General features: G+C 53.7%; 19 protein-coding genes and 1 riboswitch. Of the genes, 12 read left to right on the forward strand and 7 right to left on the reverse strand.

From position 1 onward, the window contains the following. The first annotated feature begins 136 nt into the window (after window positions 1-136). The 4 genes from JE47_RS0104390 (at window position 137) to JE47_RS0104410 (ending at window position 3,726) form a co-directional block, all read left to right on the forward strand. Window positions 137-1,225, forward strand: a complete 1,089-nt coding sequence (locus JE47_RS0104390) for a M20 family metallopeptidase (protein ID WP_031458579.1) — start codon at window positions 137-139, stop codon at window positions 1,223-1,225. 14 nt (window positions 1,226-1,239) lie between these two features. Beyond that, window positions 1,240-2,376, forward strand: coding sequence for a methyltransferase domain-containing protein (locus JE47_RS0104395; RefSeq protein ID WP_031458580.1), 1,137 nt, complete (start codon window positions 1,240-1,242; stop codon window positions 2,374-2,376). Between the two features lie 231 nt (window positions 2,377-2,607). Then, window positions 2,608-3,003: a YkvA family protein gene (locus JE47_RS0104405; protein ID WP_031458581.1), complete on the forward strand. Its 396-nt coding sequence runs from the start codon at window positions 2,608-2,610 to the stop codon at window positions 3,001-3,003. Between the two features lie 540 nt (window positions 3,004-3,543). Then, the gene (locus tag JE47_RS0104410; protein ID WP_031458582.1) at window positions 3,544-3,726 is read left to right on the forward strand and encodes a hypothetical protein; all 183 of its coding nucleotides are present in this window, start codon (window positions 3,544-3,546) and stop codon (window positions 3,724-3,726) included. A gap of 46 nt (window positions 3,727-3,772) precedes the next feature. Here the strand turns inward: JE47_RS0104410 and ybeY are convergent, their stop codons facing one another. From ybeY to JE47_RS0104425, 3 genes are all read right to left on the reverse strand, one after another. Continuing rightward, a complete protein-coding gene (gene ybeY / locus JE47_RS0104415) occupies window positions 3,773-4,237 on the reverse strand; it encodes an rRNA maturation RNase YbeY (protein ID WP_031458583.1) in 465 nt (154 codons plus the stop codon). 200 nt (window positions 4,238-4,437) lie between these two features. Further along, entirely contained in the window at window positions 4,438-4,890 is a 453-nt protein-coding gene (locus tag JE47_RS0104420) for an NUDIX hydrolase (RefSeq protein ID WP_031458584.1), read from the reverse strand. A gap of 10 nt (window positions 4,891-4,900) precedes the next feature. Next, a complete protein-coding gene (locus tag JE47_RS0104425) occupies window positions 4,901-5,452 on the reverse strand; it encodes an inorganic diphosphatase (protein ID WP_012259161.1) in 552 nt (183 codons plus the stop codon). A 291-nt stretch (window positions 5,453-5,743) separates the two neighbouring features. On the opposite strand from JE47_RS0104425, the gene glpX reads away from it, so the two are divergent. The 5 genes from glpX to JE47_RS0104450 all read left to right on the forward strand — a co-directional run bounded on the left by glpX (window position 5,744) and on the right by JE47_RS0104450 (window position 9,968). Continuing rightward, a complete protein-coding gene (glpX, locus tag JE47_RS0104430; protein WP_031458585.1) occupies window positions 5,744-6,721 on the forward strand; it encodes a class II fructose-bisphosphatase in 978 nt (325 codons plus the stop codon). Beyond that, window positions 6,711-8,228, forward strand: coding sequence for an O-antigen ligase family protein (locus tag JE47_RS0104435; RefSeq protein ID WP_081909986.1), 1,518 nt, complete (start codon window positions 6,711-6,713; stop codon window positions 8,226-8,228). The genes glpX and JE47_RS0104435 overlap by 11 nt, the downstream gene beginning before the upstream one ends. A 128-nt stretch (window positions 8,229-8,356) precedes the next feature. Continuing rightward, window positions 8,357-8,830, forward strand: a complete 474-nt coding sequence (smpB, locus tag JE47_RS0104440) for an SsrA-binding protein SmpB (RefSeq protein ID WP_031458587.1) — start codon at window positions 8,357-8,359, stop codon at window positions 8,828-8,830. An 18-nt stretch (window positions 8,831-8,848) separates the two neighbouring features. Beyond that, window positions 8,849-9,448, forward strand: a complete 600-nt coding sequence (locus tag JE47_RS0104445) for an SAM-dependent methyltransferase (protein WP_031458588.1) — start codon at window positions 8,849-8,851, stop codon at window positions 9,446-9,448. 28 nt (window positions 9,449-9,476) lie between these two features. Continuing rightward, window positions 9,477-9,968, forward strand: a complete 492-nt coding sequence (locus tag JE47_RS0104450) for a PaaI family thioesterase (RefSeq protein WP_031458589.1) — start codon at window positions 9,477-9,479, stop codon at window positions 9,966-9,968. A gap of 193 nt (window positions 9,969-10,161) precedes the next feature. Here JE47_RS0104450 and JE47_RS0104455 read toward each other — a convergent pair whose 3' ends face one another. Together JE47_RS0104455 and JE47_RS0104460 are read right to left on the reverse strand one after the other, a co-directional pair. After that, complete coding sequence (locus JE47_RS0104455) at window positions 10,162-10,959, reverse strand: alpha/beta hydrolase (protein WP_031458590.1); 798 nt, start codon at window positions 10,957-10,959, stop codon at window positions 10,162-10,164. Then, window positions 10,956-13,010, reverse strand: coding sequence for a serine carboxypeptidase (locus tag JE47_RS0104460; RefSeq protein ID WP_031458591.1), 2,055 nt, complete (start codon window positions 13,008-13,010; stop codon window positions 10,956-10,958). Before JE47_RS0104460 ends, JE47_RS0104455 begins: the two co-directional genes overlap by 4 nt. A 447-nt stretch (window positions 13,011-13,457) precedes the next feature. Here JE47_RS0104460 and JE47_RS22490 point away from each other — a divergent pair, with 447 nt between their 5' ends. Together JE47_RS22490 and JE47_RS22405 are read left to right on the forward strand one after the other, a co-directional pair. Beyond that, window positions 13,458-13,748: an NgoMIV family type II restriction endonuclease gene (locus tag JE47_RS22490; protein ID WP_442856907.1), complete on the forward strand. Its 291-nt coding sequence runs from the start codon at window positions 13,458-13,460 to the stop codon at window positions 13,746-13,748. Between the two features lie 31 nt (window positions 13,749-13,779). Next, the gene (locus JE47_RS22405; protein WP_269077983.1) at window positions 13,780-14,283 is read left to right on the forward strand and encodes an NgoMIV family type II restriction endonuclease; all 504 of its coding nucleotides are present in this window, start codon (window positions 13,780-13,782) and stop codon (window positions 14,281-14,283) included. Window positions 14,284-14,621: 338 nt separating this feature from the next. On the opposite strand, the gene JE47_RS0104470 is transcribed toward JE47_RS22405, so the two are convergent. Both JE47_RS0104470 and gatB read right to left on the reverse strand, forming a co-directional pair. Beyond that, on the reverse strand, window positions 14,622-15,671 hold the full coding sequence (locus JE47_RS0104470) for an SH3 domain-containing protein (RefSeq protein WP_031458592.1): 1,050 nt from the start codon (window positions 15,669-15,671) through the stop codon (window positions 14,622-14,624). Next, a complete protein-coding gene (gatB, locus tag JE47_RS0104475) occupies window positions 15,668-17,122 on the reverse strand; it encodes an Asp-tRNA(Asn)/Glu-tRNA(Gln) amidotransferase subunit GatB (protein ID WP_031458593.1) in 1,455 nt (484 codons plus the stop codon). Before gatB ends, JE47_RS0104470 begins: the two co-directional genes overlap by 4 nt. A 189-nt stretch (window positions 17,123-17,311) precedes the next feature. Then, window positions 17,312-17,478, forward strand: a riboswitch (M-box (ykoK) riboswitch). 468 nt (window positions 17,479-17,946) lie between these two features. Here gatB and JE47_RS0104480 point away from each other — a divergent pair. Further along, window positions 17,947-18,177: a hypothetical protein gene (locus JE47_RS0104480; protein ID WP_031458594.1), complete on the forward strand. Its 231-nt coding sequence runs from the start codon at window positions 17,947-17,949 to the stop codon at window positions 18,175-18,177. Window positions 18,178-18,264: the final 87 nt, after the last annotated feature.

Below are 18,264 nucleotides of genomic sequence, written 5' to 3' on the forward strand. Positions count from 1 at the left end.
CATTGCCGGAGAGGCATTTTGAAGCCAAACCGAAGCTAAGGACATTGCCCCCCTCTCGCTTGTACCGCCAGGTAGTGCATTTCAGAAAAACATACTATAATCCAGACTTGATATGATATAAAGACAGGAACACTCTATGAATGATCTTGATCTTGAACTAACCCGTCTCACCTGTGACCTGATCCGGTTTGAGACGATTGCCGACCGGCCCGATCAATTACAGGCAGCGATTGATTACGTTGCCACCTATCTGGCTAATATTCCGAAGGTTCATCTTGAACGAAGTAGTGCCAATGATAAGCCAGCGCTGGTCGTGACACTACAACCTACCCGCTCACCACGGCTGATGATCAACGGTCATCTGGATGTGGTAGTCGGTCAAGCGAACCAATTTATACCCGAAGTTCGCGATGGCCGTATTTACGGACGTGGTAGCCAGGACATGAAAGGCAGTATCGCAGTTATGATGCGGCTGATCCGCGATCTAGCGCAACTACCGCAGCCACCGGATATTGGCTTTCAGTTCGTGACCGATGAAGAGATAGGTGGACGCCAGGGTACAGGACGGTTGCGCGACGAGGGTTGGCGGTGCGATTTTATGCTTTGCCTTGAACCAACCGATCTCGGTATTATGTTCGAGCACAAAGGAGGCATGTGGGCACAACTACGGATCCCCGGTCGCGCTGCTCATGGATCGCGGCCCTGGGAAGGTGATAATCCGATCTACCGACTGACCCGGGGTATTCAAACGATCCATGAACGGTATCCACCACCGGTTGGCCCGAACGACTGGCGCACGTCGGTAACCCCCACCGAAATTCGGGTTGGCGCCGGTTCGCGTAATCAGGTACCGGCAGAGGCGCTGGTAACTTTCGACATTCGCTGGACAGCCGACACCACGCCAGAAGCCATTCAAGCGGATTTAGCAGTAGCCTTCCCAGATGCGGAATTTGTTAGCGTGATGGCAAGTGCTGGCTTACGTACTGACCCTGAACACCCCGATGTTGAGCGAATAGCCGACATTATTGAGCGCCACACCGGCCAGTCACCACGTTTCTACCGCGAACACTTTGCAACCGACGCCCGTTACTATTCACACATTGGCGTTCCGGCAATCTGCCTTGGCCCGATTGGCGCTGGCTTGCATTCGGCAGAAGAATGGGTTGACATTGCCAGTTTGACTACGCTGTATCACATCATCACCGATTATATTGACACATTGTAGGATCACAGCTTCTTATGCTCTACATATTACAAACTCTGCCTGGACTGGCCCCGCTCACGTGGCGAGAAGTGGAACAGACGATTCGGCCCACCGCCGACCGACCGGCACCCCGTCAGCTCGGTGTGCGTGGTGTACCAGCACGCAACGATCTCATCTTGCTCGATCATCGCGGTTCAATCCGTTCGCTTATGGCACTACGAACCATCGAAGATGTCTTCGTAGTCGCTGCACGCGGCTTCAAAATCGCACCCGATCAACGGGGGTTACGCCAGATACACGCCGCTACGCGCAACGAAGAAACGATCAAACCGGCACTGGAACTCTGGCAGCGCCTCAACGGTAAGAAACGCAACGGGCGTTTTCGCGTCGTTACCCGTATGGTAGGCAAACACAACTTCCACCGGTATGAGGTTGGCCGGGCGGTAGCCGATGCGATCCGTGACGGCTGGCCTGGACACTGGCAACTGGTAGATGAAGAAGCCGAACTGGAAGTGTGGGCCACACTGCTTGAACAAGAGCTGATCATCGCAATTCGGTTAACAGACAGCTCAATGCGACAACGTGAGAAGGTTGCACACCTACCGGCCTCGCTGCGTCCAGCACTGGCGGCGGCGATGGTGATGCTTACCCATCCCGAAGCTGATGACATCTTTCTCGATCCGATGGCCGGCGCCGGCACACTGCTGCTAGAACGAGCAGCAGCCGGGCCTTTTACCACACTTTACGGCGGCGATATTAGTCCGGCGGCGGTGACTGCAATGAATGCTAATCTTCGGCATGTTCGCGGTCACGTCGTGATCCGACGTTGGAACGCGATCAGATTACCGTTACCCGACGCCAGTGTGAATAAGGTGGCGGTCAATTTACCCTTTGGCAATCAGATTAGCGAGGGGGAGGACCTGGGTGAACTCTACCGTGACGTGCTATACCACATTGCACGAGTGCTGAAGCCCGGCGGACGATTGGTAACCCTCGTTGCCGATCAGCAACTGCTTGATAAAGTACGGGCACAGGCAGCACCGGTATTGCGTCCGGTTGCACGGCATCGGGTGTTCGTGCTCGGTCAGCGAGCTACTATTTGTGAACATATTCGGGTGGCCGGTGAGGTGAAATCACTATCGACACCAACGCCAGATGAAGAAGCTGATTGAGAGTGAGGAAGAGGGCAAGGAGTGTGGCTGGCGCGAAAGCATGTTGGTACCCCCTTACGCAATAGTCGCATGGGTATGGTACGTGCCCAATGAGAAATCTGGGTTTTTGATCATAACCTCAGAAAAAACCACAGGCTGGAGATGATCGGCGTATCAACCCTGACCAAAAACTGAAAACGTTGCCGAAATCTGGCAGACCAACGGTGACTTACCCGCACCCGGAGAAGCGCTTTGCTTACCAAACTGAAACATCGTGCTCGTGCTCTAAAACGAGAAGCTTACGCTCTGTACATAGCCACTCGTGATCCACGAGTTCCCTGGTACGTCAAGGTTTTCGTAGGTCTGGTGGTAGCACATACGTTTAGCCCCATAGACTTGATCCCAGACTTTATTCCTGTCCTTGGCTACCTCGATGACATAGTTATCACACCGCTGGGAATTGCACTGGCCCTAAGAATGATACCATCTGAAGTAATGAGTGATGCCCGGCAGAAAGCTGAAGTGTTGTTGCAGCAAGGAAAACCGATCAGTCGGGCCGGAGCAATCATGGTGGTTGCCATCTGGCTTGTGATCATTATCGCTGTTATATGGTCAGTTGTGCGAGTAGTAAGCGGCCAGCCTGCCTGAGCACTTGTCAGGAAAACGACACCAAGATCAGTAACAACGTTTGTGCTGAACAGGCGGTAAAGAGAACCACCCGACACACGCTTGCATTTACCGCTACGAAGCGCAATGAAGAGCCTACCTAAACAATCCATCATCACCTCACGACGGATGAACCTTGTCGATGGAGGCAAGACGATTTACCGGTAGGGATGAGGCGACGCCTCACCCCTACCGGTGTCCACGACGATGATCACGGCGCCGGTGCTACCGAACGTTGTCGCACCACAGACCACAGAGAGATGACGCTTTCGGATAACACACTGATCTGGCTGAGCACGACCTGCGCTGACCTTACATTGCTCGGAACAAGGGATTTCGGATCGGTGCTAACGCGAGCTGGCGCACCTCTAACCATGCTGGTGATCGATCACCCTCACCTTCTCTGCTATACGGAATGAACGTAAACACCTAGAACGAACGCAACTGCACACCCTTTCAACCATCTCTTTGGAATATAGGGTATGATAAGGGTTGATATTATACTGGTGGAGATAACACTCTATGCCACACCAACTTCGTTCATTGATCAGCACCCTAATCATTCTGTTTGTCTTCTGGCTCATCTGGTCGCGGCTGCACGTCGTGATCTTTGTGCAGATGCCGTGGTGGGGGTTGCTCTTGTTGGCGGTTGGAATATACCTGGTTATTGACTACGGGGTAGACAAACTCTTTGGCCGACGTTAGCCACGCTACACGTCGGCCACCTTCGTAGCGATAGCAGGTAAGCCAACTATACACGAGGTAAGCCGAGGATTGCCATAACAGCCTCTTCACGCTCGCGCATGCGTGCCGCTTCAGCAGGGCTGCGCTCGTGATCGTAACCGAGCAGATGAAGTACACCATGAACGGTCAGATAGGCCAGTTCACGCGCCGGGCTATGACCATGCTCAACAGCTTGAGCCAAAACGCGCTCGAACGAAATCGCAATATCACCGAGATACCGGGGTTGATCAGGTGCAGTCACAAAAGGACTGGCGCCACCATCATCGGCGAACGAAAGCACATCAGTTGGCGCATCAACTCCCCGAAAATCGCGGTTAAGCCGATGCAGTTCCGCATCGGTCGTTACCCGAATACCGATCTCGCAACCGTAAGGAACCTGTTCAGCCGTCAGCACGGCAGTCGCGGCGCGTTCGATGAGTGCCGTATCGGCAGAAATGCCCTCATCAAGTTGAACTTCAATGATATACTGCATACGTACTAGTCCGCAGGAGCGATGATACTCTTGCCAACACCCTGCCAACGCAGAACGGTTTTAACGTGAGTTTAAAACATGATCTCTTGCCTGAGCTACGTCGGGATGTAGCATCAGATTTTCTGGACTGCTAGAGCGATGCTTCAGCAGTCCAGATGTTACTCGCTCAATCTTTTTTACGCCGGTCTACCGGACATCAATTACGAATGATCGGTCGCCCTACCGAGCAACTGCCCGGCCAACAGTAACACCTCGCGCTCTCGCTCGAAGGAAACCCGTCGAAGGGCTTCATCAAGCGGAAACCAGCGCGCATCATCAACTTCACCAGTCTGAGGACGCACCTCACCCCGCACGTACCGAATTAAAAACAGATCGACATACTTGTGGATTCGACTAGCGCCCGAGCGAAACCAGTATTCAATTGTAGCTAGATGGCGCTCGACCACACCTTCCAACCCCGTCTCTTCGGCAATTTCACGCACGGCCGCTGCCTCCGCTGTTTCGCCACGGTTGACGTGCCCCTTTGGCAGGCCCCAACGCTCACCACGGTCGGTTGCAATAAGCACCACTTCGATCTGCGTGGCAACGATTCGGTATATAACACCGCCAGCCGAATAGGCTGTACGATGCGAAAGTGAACGGCGTGACGTCATGGATGTTTGCTCAGGCACGTTTGAGCACGCGACCGGCACGCATGTCCCAGTAGCGATCAATTGAGTATTGAATCCGCTCGCGAGCGACATCTGCCGACTCCCAGCCAACCGGTTCAACCCGCGATCCTTCGAGGTCTTTGTAAACGGTAAAAAAGTGCTCAACTTCACGCAGATAGTGCGCCGGCAGGGCAGTATAGTTGTGATAATCGGCAAAAAAGGGATCGTATTGCAACACTGCCAGCACTTTATCATCAGGTTCACCTTTGTCGAGCATGCGGAACAGACCTAACGGTCGTGCTTCGACAATACAACCGGGAAAGGTCGGCAGGTTTGTCATGACCAAAACATCGAGCGGATCACCGTCATCATAGTACGTTTGTGGCATAAAGCCATAGTCACCGGGATACTGTACTGCGGAATAGAGCACCCGGTCAAGGCGAAATGCACCAATTCGCTTATCAAATTCATATTTGTTGCGAGACCCTTTAGGGATTTCGACCACGACATGAATTACATTCGGAACGTCTGGTCCGGGTTCCAGATCGTGCCACAAGTTCTGCATCGGTAGCCTCACTTACCAAACACATCTAAACCTATTCCTCTACGGCAAGATTATAACACGTAACCGTCAAGAAGTTCATCAGACAAAACACATCGCACAAAAGCGCTTTCCGATGACGAGGGTGAACAACGTCTTTCGGCGAACATCACCTGAAAACACCACGTAGCGCTGTCTCGCCCGGTGTCGCTGATCTCAAAACCGTTTCATCTATGCTACAATTCAGATTAACGTCAGGCGTGAAGTCGGCGCGCCAGTATGCAGGGATTGCCGGCAAGAGAACGGAGGTTCGCGATGGAGCGTAACCTTGGCATGGATTTAGTACGTGCAACGGAAGCTGCGGCACTACGTTCGGGGCGCTGGATGGGTCGGGGCGATAAGAATGGCGCCGATCAGGCTGCAGTTGATGCAATGCGGATGGCGCTAAACAGCGTACCGATGAATGGGATTGTCGTTATTGGTGAAGGCGAAAAAGATGAGGCACCGATGCTTTACATCGGTGAACGGGTAGGTACCGGTGAAGGCGAAGAGTTCGATGTTGCGGTCGATCCAGTGGAAGGAACTACATTGTTAGCAGAAGGAATGCCCGGCGCAATTGCCATCGTCGCAGTTGCTGAACGCCATTCATTCTACAACTGGCGCGGCATTCCATACATGGATAAGCTGGCCGTTGGCGAACGGGCTAAAGGCGTCATCGATATTAATGCTCCGGTAGCGTACAACATTCGTGCCGTAGCCCGCACCCTCAACAAGCAAGTCGAAGATGTGACGGTAGTTGTACTTGATCGTCCCCGCCACCGTGATCTGATTCGTCAGATTCGTGAGGTCGGCGCCCGCATCAAGCTGATACCCCACGGCGATGTGAGCGCCGGTATTATGACCAGTATTGAAAATCCACCTGCCGACCTCCTGATGGGGATCGGCGGCGCTCCAGAAGCAGTCTTGACCGCTGCTGCGCTTAAGTGTCTAGGCGGTGAGATTCAGTGCAAAGTCTGGCCGCGTAACGACGAAGAACGGGCACGGCTCGCCGAGTTGGGCATCGATCCGAAGCAAGTGCTGACGACTCGCGATCTGGTGCGCGGAGAAAATGTTGTTGTCGCAGCAACCGGTATTACGTCGGGCGAGTTCTTGCGCGGCGTAGAATATTTTGGCGGCGGTGCACGCACGCACAGCGTAGTGATGCGCTCGCGTTCGGGAACGGTGCGGTATATCGATGCAACACACCGCTGGGATAAATTGATGCGCATTTCTGATATGCCGTATGTTCGTTAACCCTTTGTTACACCAACCAACCTGGCGTGACCGGCTGGTGCAATCGCCAATACTGATAGCCTGCCTGGCTCTAATAACCGGCGGCCTGATTGGGGGCATTACCGCTCTCGGGCCGCTCTATGCTGCGGCCGGTGTGCTGGCTCTCTTCGTCGTTACGGCTTTGCTGGTGAGTGTCCAGACCGGCCTGATCGCTACGCTTGCAATTGCTACCATTATCCCCTTTGGCACGTTGCCCTTTAAAGCCATCATTACGCCGAACTTTCTCACCCTGGTTTTGGTGGCTCTGAATGCTGTCTGGCTTTTCCGTGCCCTGGCCCGTTCTGACACCTACGATGTACGGCTTGGCTCGCTGGGGGTCCCGCTCATCGGCTTTTTAGGATTAACCTTCTTCTCGCTGGTATTGGGTGCGCGTGGTTTGCCCGACCCGCAAACGCTCCATAATTACGCGAAGTTTGTATTGGGGGTAGGTTGTTACTTCAGTGTAATTAATTGCATTCGGGATCGCGCTACGCTCCGTTTCACGATACGTGCATTGATAGTTGTGAGCGGCATATCGGCGCTCATCGGGCTGGTCTTATGGACATTACCAGATGCCGTAGCGCTCCAATTCCTGGTTTCACTTGGTCGGATCGGCTATCCGACCAGCGGTCGCGTGCTACGGTACATCGAAGACGATCCTAATGGGCTGGAGCGCGCAATTGGGTTGGGGGTTGACCCAAACAGCTTTGGTGGCATGTTGGCGCTGGTAGCAGTGCTGACGCTGACGCAACTGGCTACACCGCAACCAATCCTCCCCCGCTGGGTACTGGCTACGCTTGGTGGATTACAGGTATTGGCCCTCTTGCTGACCTTCTCACGGGCAGCCCTGTTTGGTCTGATTATTGCAGCAGCGTTTCTCGCCACTGTACGCTACCCTCGTCTCTGGCGGTACATGATAGTGGTAGGTACCGTCGGTGCGGTGCTCCTCGTCGGTTTGGGGTACGCTGATGATTTCATCCAACGAGTGCTCTCCGGTATCCAATTTCGCGATCAGGCCCAACAGATGCGACTCGGCGAATACGCCAATGCGATTGCCATTATCCAGCGCTACCCAGTATTCGGGATCGGTTTTGGTCAGGCACCCGATCTCGATCTCTCAGCCGGTGTGAGCAGTATCTATCTGGCAATTGCCCAGCGTATGGGTTTGGTCGGGCTGGCAGTCTTTCTCGGTCTGATCGGCTTCTGGTTTACGCGCAGTCTGCAATTGTTGCCCGCACTCGACGACGAACTCGCTAGCTGGCTCCTTGGTTGTCAGGGCGCGTTAGTGGCAGCACTGGCTGTGGGAGTGGCCGACCACTACTTTTTCAATATCGAGTTTAGCCATATGGCAACCCTCTTTTGGGCAACGGTTGGCCTGGGGAGTGCTATTGAGACATGCGTTCACCCATCCCTTCCCTCTGACCTGTTGCGGGCCTATCCGCACAATCGAGCCAGAGCAGACAACGAAAACTCTTTTACCAATCCATAATTGGAACATATCTCCCTGGCATGAGTGAAGGAAGGTGGGATAGGAAACCTATCACGGCGAGGAATGCTTACTGAGAACAGGTAATCGGTACCATTGACACATCAAACGTTATTTTGAGAGAGTGAAACGTGGCAGCGAAAACACATCATTCGGGAGTGGTTGCCGAAAATCGCAAGGCACGCCACGATTACGATATAGAAGAGACAATTGAAGCCGGCATTGTCCTTTCCGGCAGCGAAATCAAATCGGTACGCGCCGGACGGGTTAATCTGCGCGGCAGTTTTGCCCGTGTGATTGACGACGAGGTATTCTTATACGACGCTCACATTGCTCCTTACGAACAGTCGGGCAAGTACTTTAATCACGATCCGCTCCGACCACGCAAGCTCTTACTCCACCGACGTGAGATCAACCGTCTCAATGGGCTGGTACGGATGAAGGGAATGACCCTCGTGCCGCTAAAGGTCTATTTCAAAGGACGACGGGCCAAAGTCGAGCTTGGAGTGGCGCGTGGTAAGAAGATTTACGATAAACGTGAGGATATTGCCCGCCGCGATGCGGCAAGAGACATTGAGCGAGCCTTAAAGCGATCACGCCAATAGTGCTCAGAGGGTACAGGTATGTCTGATCGTTTCCATCGCATGCGTGAACGTTACCTGTCAGGAGAGATTCCCTGGGATCATTCAGAACCACCACCTGAAATTATTACCTTAAGCAACGAGTTACCCCCTGGGCGGGCTATCGATCTCGGTTGTGGCACCGGACGAGCGTGCATCTGGTTGGCCCGTGCCGGCTGGCAGGTTGACGGAATTGATTTTGTTCCTGAAGCGATTGCTATCGCTCGCGAGCGGGTGGCAGCCGCTGGTGTCGCTGATAAGGTACGTCTCTTTGTCGCCGATGCCACTCGTCTGGATTTTCTAACCGAACCCTACGATCTGGCAATCGACGTCGGCTGTGGTCATGGTTTCAGCGAACCAGAACTCAACGCTTACCTTGATGAAGTGCGGCGGTTGCTCAAACCAGGTGGCCTGTTTGCGTTCTTCGCCCATCTGCGTACCCCAACCACACCTGATGCGGCGATATTGAAAACTCACATCGAACAGACATTACTCCTAGCAGCACTTCAATCGCGGTTCATTATCGAACAATTTGTACCTGGTGAGACTGTTGTTATGGGGCAACGAGGCCCCTCAGCATGGATTTATCTCCGACGACCCTAATGTGTCGTTATCAGCATTAGGAAAAACCATGAACGCCATTCAAGACAGCTATCCCGATGAACTGAGTCACTGTTACGGTTGTGGCCGTCTTAATCTCGATGGTTTACAGATCAAAAGTGTCTGGAACGGTTGTGAAGCCATTGCACGCTTTACACCTTTCTCGTACCATACAGCAGTACCCGGCTATGTTTACGGTGGACTATTGGCTTCACTGATCGACTGTCACGGTACCGGAACGGCAGCAGCAGCAGCTTATGCTGCCGCCGGGCGTGAACCGGGTACTGCGCCGTACCTACGCTATCTCACGGCATCGTTGCGAGTAAACTTCTTGCGCCCGACACCACTCGGACCCGAACTGGTCATTCACGGACGGGTCAAAGAGATGTCTGGTCGCAAAGTGATCGTTGAAGCGTGGATCGAAGCAAATGGTGAGACAACGGTGCAGGGTGAAGTCGTGGCCGTACAGGTCCCTGAACACCTGCTGAACAACTTACTTAACCAGGGAGAGCGGGAAGACTGACAAAGAGCATACCCTGTGTTCTGCCAGCATCTAGCGGTGTTCACCGTTTTTCCCTGCCCGGTAGTGGTGTTGTGAGCGAGTGACGGCGGCGGGTTGGGCACCCGCCGCTACTAGCGTACTCGTGAAAATATGCACAGGTGACACGACAAGATGTAGGCCAGCTTACGGGAAAAAAGAACATCGCTTAGCCACTCTAACCACCTGGAATGGCCTGCCCAACCGTAACTGCAAAGCGGGCAATTGCAGCACCTGCCATTGGCCAGGCCGGGTCGAGCATAAGATCGTGCGCGGCTTCAGGGATAACAAGCAATTCAGCACGATATGCAGCAGCAAGCTCTTGCTGAGCAGGGAGATCGAAGATAGCATCATTTCCGGCTGCAATGACCAATACCGGTACCTGCACGACATGCGGACGCGGGCGGATCAGCATACTGGTCAGGGTTACGAGCGGCGGCTCACTGACCAATTGTCGGCGGTAACGCTCAAGATCGTCTAAAGCAATATCTGGGCGAAAGAGAGCTGCTCGTACTGCACTGATTTCTCGTCGCAACAGGGAGCGGATGTCAACCATTGGTTTCCGTTCGCGCCAACGACGTAAAAAGTAAGCTGGGCTGGAAACTGGTGAGCTGCACAATAACACGGCACCGGCAGCCCTAGGCGCCGAGCCGCACCGACCACTTAAGCATAGTTGTACAACATAACCACCGGCACTATGTCCAACTAATATTGGTGGCTGAGGTAGTGCGTTCACCACCGTTCGTACATCTTGCACGTAATCGCAAATGGTAGTCAACAGTCCGGCTCGTGAACTAGAGCCGTGACCGCGCAGGCTGATGGCATGCGCCGTCAAGCCCCGCGCTACCAGATCAGGTAGCGCACGCTCGACCCAACACCAGGCACCGTGCCAGGCGCCATGCACCAACACCACTGGCGGTGCTGCGTGTGGGCATGGGGGCTGAACGGTCAACCACTCGAGCTGCGGCGACTTCACGACGACTGATCCAACACGCGCTCAGCAGGAAGGCCCAATTGGCGACGGCGTTCTTCGGCCAACCGCCGCTTCTCGGCGATCATGTCATCAGTAACATACACGCCAAACGAACGCAGACGCGCCAGCTCCAAGCCGTGCTTCTTCCACAACCGGTAGACCTCTTTAACCCGCTCGATCTCGATATTGCGCCCCAACGTGTAGTCTTCAAACTTGCCTTCCATCGCCAGGAGCGCCGTCTCTGCCAAACAGGCATAAGCGGTACCGGGTGGCATATCGATATCGAAGCCAAAATCTGGTTCACCGGGGAGAATAATCTCTCCACTCTCGATGACCAGCACATCAGGACGCCGACGGGCGTCTTCTTCTTTTACATCTGGCGGACGCGCAACATCGCAAATAACAGCACCAGGTTTGACTTTATCAATATTAATAACCTTACCGGTCAGCGCACTGGTCGTCGTGATAATCAGATCGGCATCGCCGAGATAGGCATCGGCATACGTTGCCGCCACCACACGAGCACCGGGCGTCTCGGCTTCAATCTGCTTCTTCAAGGCAATCAGTCGTTCAGCACGCGGAGCCACCAGTACCACGTCATGCACTGCCTGCGCCAGCAAACGGGCACACACCGCGCCAATGGAACCGGTTGCACCGATCACCACTGCTCGCACGTGTTCTGGCCGACCACCTTTCATCAGCAATACAGCCTGCTTTGCCGCCTCAAGCGTGGCAGCCACTGTCAATGAATTGCCCGATGTGATACCGATATTCACCTTCTGCGCGACTGTAATACCGGCATCCCCCACCACCGAGGTAAATGCACCCAGCCCCATAAGCTGAGCGCCCATCCGCTCGGCCATGCGAGCCGCCTTAATCAAACGACGGTAGGTAAAGCCAGGTGGGCGAAGCATCATTTCGCGTGGCGTTGCCCCCAACGTGAGCAAGATACCCTCAACCTCTTCACCGGTCGCTTTCGAGCGAATCCCACGGATTCGCGAGAGGTACAGGGGTGGGAAATGGGCAGCGACCACCTCTACCAGACGCGGTGGGAGATAGCGCGTCCAGCGAAAAAGTTTATGTCTCGCAATCAGTTCAGTGCGCAACGGATGGATCACAAATGCAAAGCGAGGCTTGGGGCGAGGATTGAGGTCTTGTACCGTCGGCTCCCAGCCCGCAGCAGTGATAAAATCGATCACCTCCCCATCAGCAGGCTGACGAGGACTTTCAGTAATGGCCGTGATGATCGCCTCTAGCACATCAGCCGCCAAAAACGGTCGCTGATCGTTCAGCGGTGGGGTCATCGTTACCAATGTCGTCACGCCGCGTCGCCGTAAATCCTCAATCTCGGCAGGTGATGGATCATCAGTAATAATGGTTTTGCGGGTCAGATCATTTGGCGCAAAACGCCGGATGAAAGCAAAATCACCGGCAATCACATCGGCCCAGCGGAAAAGATCGACGGCACGTCCGTCAAAACCTTCCTGACCGAGTGCGACAGGATGGATAAAGCGGTAAGGCAGGAGCGCGAGAATCGGAAGCGCCGTTGCAGCATACAGTTCGAGCTGTGCGATTGAACGTGGCGGTGGTAGAAAGGGTATGCCAGCGTGAATGATCGGATCGGCAAAACGCAGTTCCGGTTCATACTGACTGATCGCAGCGGCCAGTTGGTACCGCTCGATGCCACTGGTAATTAATACTCGTTTATACCGCAGCAGAGCAGGAATCTGCTGTACTGCCTGCGCAATCGCCCACCGCTCAAGCGTTGCCTTCACGACCCCCCCATCTACTACCGGAGTTCGTTGCGCTTGCGCCGCAATGTGGATCGCCTCTTGATGCGGATAACGAGCGCGACCAATGCGAAAGACCGGTGTCAGCCCCCCAAGACCAATTGCATCGACCTTGCCATCAAACTCGCGTACCAGTGCCATTGCCCGGGCTACATCGCCATTGGTACCGATACGGCGCACCTCGACGTGCTGCCCCAGCACCTGCACAGTGATGTGATAATCACGCTGGGCCGAGCCAAGACTAATACTGACAACTCTTTTCATAGGTGACTCCTCACGCTTATGGCGCCAGTATACCAGATTAGTGTGAGTCGGCGTACAGATTACTGCAAGTCGGTTTCCCAATCCGCCTATTGGGTTCCAAACTTGCCCGCCGGCAATTGTATACTCTTGCGAGTTGACAAACGGCGAACATTGCTACGCCTGGATTACCATAAAAGTATAGGAGAAGCACCCAGAGCCGAGCACAGAAGAAGACAAGAACTGATGAACCATCACGCCATTCTGCTGATTTGTAAGATCTAAGAGCCTGATCAAGAACCCAGATTTCTCATTGGGCGCGTACCGCGCCCGTGCAACCATTGCGTGGGAGGGGTTCAATATTCTTTTGCTCCAGCCCCCACTTTGCCCCGTTCCGCTTCCCGTGGGGAAGCGGAACGGGGCTAGGGGTTATAAACTTCGCAGAACGCAAGACGTTTGAACTTTTTTGATTTGCGAAAGAAGTATCACGAGCGGATCTGTGCACAGATTGTCTGGATAAAACCTGGAGGATCCTACCCAAACTTTGCCGACGCAAGCAGCAGGTCGAGCAAAGACATTGCATCCGCTGTTCTGCAAGAAATGGGGTGTCGTGTCTTCAGACAAGACCCCATTTCCGATCAACAAACCGGTAAGCTATTTGAAGAGGTTACGAAGGATTTTATTTCAGAGGCTTTTAGTCTCCTCAACCATTTGAGACCTGGAAAATGGATTTTCTCATCTGAAAACTATATCAAACTTTGATCAATATGAGCATTTAGCAGATATTGAAAGAATAGTACGTGCAAATAGAGAACTCGCTTCTATTTTTGGAGTAGACTATATTATTAAACCCGACATCATCATAGCCAGAGTCCCAGTTTCGGATGACGAGATTAATGCAGAAGAAACACTTTTAGACCCTGCTCAAGCTATAGTTAAGTATTCTCCCCTCAGGAAGAAAGAAGGTTCAAAACCAATTCTTCACGCTAGTATTTCCTGCAAGTGGACAATGAGAAGTGATAGAAGTCAGAACATCAGAACAGAGGCGATGAATTTGATCCGGAATCGTAAAGGTCACACCCCACACATTGTTGCAGTTACTGCTGAACCACTACCAACACGTATTGCATCTCTGGCTCTCGGAACCGGTGATCTAGACTGTGTGTATCATATCGCACTCCACGAACTGGAAATTGTAGTTATGTCCAACAAAGATCAGCACGAGATGCTGCGGAGCCTGATTGATGGTAAACGATTGCGCGACATTATTGATCTGCCATTCGATCTGGCAATATAGGCATGCAGCAATAGCGAAGAGAGGCGTTAGAATGCAACTTACCAATCTGTTCTCAAATGTGCCATCAGACAGATACTAAGGTAATGATACTCACGACGTTCAATCGTATTGATCCCCCTTCGCGGATGAAGACCAATCTGTTCAGCTCCGCAGCTATCTGACCGTAGCAATGTGAGATTCCTATAAGCGGATCATACCGGCCAGTTTTAAAACACGTATGACTGTTACATCCGGCCACTGCATCATCGGCTCGGATTGCCAAATCTATCCATCCTTAGCATACTACCGACGAAGATCGCTAGCCGTCCGTCGCGTCCATACCTTCGTACCATTTCCCCTCACTCAATGCTCTGCAAAAATTCGCCAGCACACCACCCTTCGATACCTGCACTTCGCACCTGCCACCAGGTCAGGCCATCACGTTCAAGTGGACCAGCGATTACTTCAACTTCAGTTCCCGGAGCCAGAATGACTTGAATGGCAGCGTTGATCCCCGGCTCAACCCGCAGATTGAGGGCAGGGATGTCGCGGCTGACAATAGCTTTCCTGCCAACTGAAAGACCACCCGGTACAGCGGTTGACGAGCCTTCTGTTAGCCCAGAACTCCCCGACGATGTCGGTACCGGCGCCGATGTTGGTAACGCTACCGAAGTTTCCGTTGCTAGCGATACCTGTTCGGTTGGAAGTGGTGATACACCAACTAGCGGTACCGTTGGCAATGTTTGTGGGGCCGGATTCTGGATCAATAACGCAACGGCTATCCCAATGATGAAAATGCTGACCACGATCAGCACCGGGGCAACCCATGATGGAACGACCGGTACCCGTGTGGCAGAAGTTGTGCTGTACTGGTCACCGAGTGAACGAATACGTTGTGCTTCGTCATAGACCGTATGGCGGTCACGCAGGCGCACCCGAACCGGCTCATCGTCGGGCAACGTCGTTTGCGCACGCATCGGCTGGGTTGGCCGTGAGCGCGATGGTTGCTCGGCAGGTGGCAGTACCTGGATACCATACCGTGGCAAAATGATCGCTGCCAGACGTTGGTACGCCGCCAGAGTCTCACCGGTCACCGCGAGATGTTCACCACGAGCGATGCGACCACGTAACCGGTGCAGACGTCGCACTGCATCAGCCTCTTCAGCGCTCAGCGGTGCCTGAGACAGTTCTTGCATTGCCTCCAGGACTCCAGCAAACGAACCAAGTGCCACCGGAGAGCCGATCCGTAGCAAGTGTGCCCGTAGAGTATCCTCGATTGCGCCGTGAATGCTGAGTAACGCCAGCTCCGGCACCTCGCGTCGCGCCCGTGCTAGTGTATATTTTTCCCGCGCCGATTCCATTAGGGTGAGTGGATTCAGCGCGGCAGACTCATCGCCGGTTAGGGTCATTGCAGCTCTGCCTCTAACAACTCACGTACTCGCTGGGCGTTGGCCTGGCCTTTGGTTGCCCGCATAACCATTCCCACTAAAAACTGAATTGCCGTCGTCTTCCCCTTGCGGTACTCGGCAATCGCTTTAGCAGCTTTTTCATCGGCCAGCGCTGCACGTACCGCTGCCAGCAACGCATCATCATCGCTGATCTGGGTCAGCCCTCGTTCTGCAACCAGGATTTCTGGGTCAGCGCCGGTATTGAACACCTCTTCAAACAATTGCTTAGCAACGGCACGGGTGATCGTTCCACGCTGCACCAGATCGATGAGCGCAGCCAACCGCTGCACCGGCATCCGTTCAATGAGCGCTGTTGGTGGCTCACCCCGATCTTTCAACAGGCGAAAGCCTTCGTTCAACACCCAGTTAGCAACCTCTTTCGCACCGTCAGGTCGCTGAACGGCAGCAACGGCAGCCTCATAGTAATCGGCAATCGGTCGCTCTTGCGTCAGCAAGTCGGCGTCCTGCCATGACAGGCCGTAAGTCTCCATTAAGCGCATGCGTCGGGCGTCGGGCAATTCAGGCAGTTCAGCCTTCCGTGCAGCGATCCAATCGGGAGAAAGCACCAGCGGCGGAATGTCAGGTTCAGGGAAATAGCGGTAATCGTGAGCGTACTCCTTTGAGCGTTGCCCCTCGGTCCGACCAAGATCCTCGCGCCAGCCGCGCGTTTCTTGTTCAACTACACCGCCAGCTTCCAGAATGCGAATCTGGCGTTCGATCTCGTAGGCCAGTGCTCGTTCAACAAAACGGAACGAATTAATATTCTTGATCTCGACCTTAGCACCAAAACGATCAGAATCGGCACGGCGTACACTCACATTCGCATCACAGCGTAAAGCACCCTCTTCAAGATTTCCGCTGTTGGCGCCGATCCAGACCAGAATCTGCCGAATCTTCTCAAACGTTAACCGTGCCTCTTCAGGAGTGCGAATATCGGGACGGGTGACGATTTCCATCAGCGGCATTCCACTGCGGTTGTAATCGATTAGCGAAGAACCATCAGGACTGTGGATCAGGCGTCCGGTATCCTCCTCGATGTGGAGTCGTTCGATGCCGATCCGCCGCACTTCACCGGCAGCCGTCCGAATTTCGATGGCGCCATCGCTACACAGCGGCTCATCATATTGGGTGATCTGAAAACCCTTTGGTAGGTCGGGATAGGGGTACGATTTGCGGGCAAAGATCGAGCGTTCGTTGATCCGACACCCCAGGGCCAATCCGCAGAGGGCAGCTAATTCCACTGCGCGAGCATTCAGCACCGGTAGCGCGCCTGGTAAACCAAGACTCACAACGGACACCCGCGTGTTTGGCGGCGCACCGGCATAATCGGTACTACATCCATCAAACATCTTTGAGAGCGTGCGCACATGCGCATGAATTTCAAGGCCAATTGTGGCGATATACTCTGTCATAGACTTCCTCGTGTTATGGTACATCGCCTCTATTGTACCCGTTTTTTCTACCTGTGACGCGAACGATGACACGCAAACAAAACCATTAGTCAGGGAGGGAGTATCTTATCAGGCGGCCCAAAATTGAGTCAAAAATTAGTATTGACACTGCATATTATCATGTGATATACTCAGCACGCCAACTGAGAAGTTGCTCCCTGGTAGGCGCGGCTTCACACAAACACAGGTTACTGCTCCGACCCGTCGAAAGACGCTTAGGGGCATACAGCAAGCTCGGCTTAAGGGCTTTGCCAAAGTAACTACGCTTTGGCCGTTACGTTGTGTGATAGCTTAAGATCAAGCGGAGGGGGAGTGTTCGCACAAGCGTTCAATCCCTCTGATGCAATCAGAGGGTTTTTTGTTCGAGGTGTATATGGACGACGGTAGTCATCGTAGTCAGCGGCGCCGCGCCGCAATAACAATCCAGACGCATCGCCCTCTCGCCAGTATCTTATAGCCTTCACTGTCATCCCTCCTGATACCCTGGCGAGACGGGTTCGCCAGGGTTGTTTGTTGAGCGCAAGCCCGATGGATACGCACCAACGTATCTGCATCCTTCCTTCTTCGGCGTTGCGCTGCTGTCTCTCCAGTTTCTGATAACAATCTGCGATTGTACGTTGCAATCGTCTGCCCGTCACCCGCAGACGAAGGGAGAGTGTTTGCTCTCTATCAGGCGTGCATATCGGTCGGCGCCGATCATCTGATCGTGCGCAAGGTTTATTGTGCTTTTCAGCAAACCACTTGGGCAGCTTTTTTCGATTTGAAGGCGAGAGGAGGAACCCACAATGCTGACCATTCGCTGGACGTTGGATCAGGAGGGACGGCTGGTTATGACTTTTGTTCGCTTGAACAAACCGTATCGCCTTGCGTATGCCGAAGTACGACAGGTGATCCAGAAGAATGCTCTTGCGCAGAACGGCTCAACACCGGACGGTGTGACGACCAATGATCGACTGACAACGCAGACGCTGGACGCACAGCCGGATCGGAGTATGGCAGCGCCGTCTCATTGTTGAATGCAACTCACAGGCGTTTGCTGCTAGAAAACGGGGAAAGGACGCACACAACGTTACACCTCCGTTCAGAACAACAATTTCGTTACG

This window comes from Chloroflexus sp. MS-G, assembly GCF_000735195.1.
Classification (GTDB): Bacteria; Chloroflexota; Chloroflexia; order Chloroflexales; family Chloroflexaceae; genus Chloroflexus.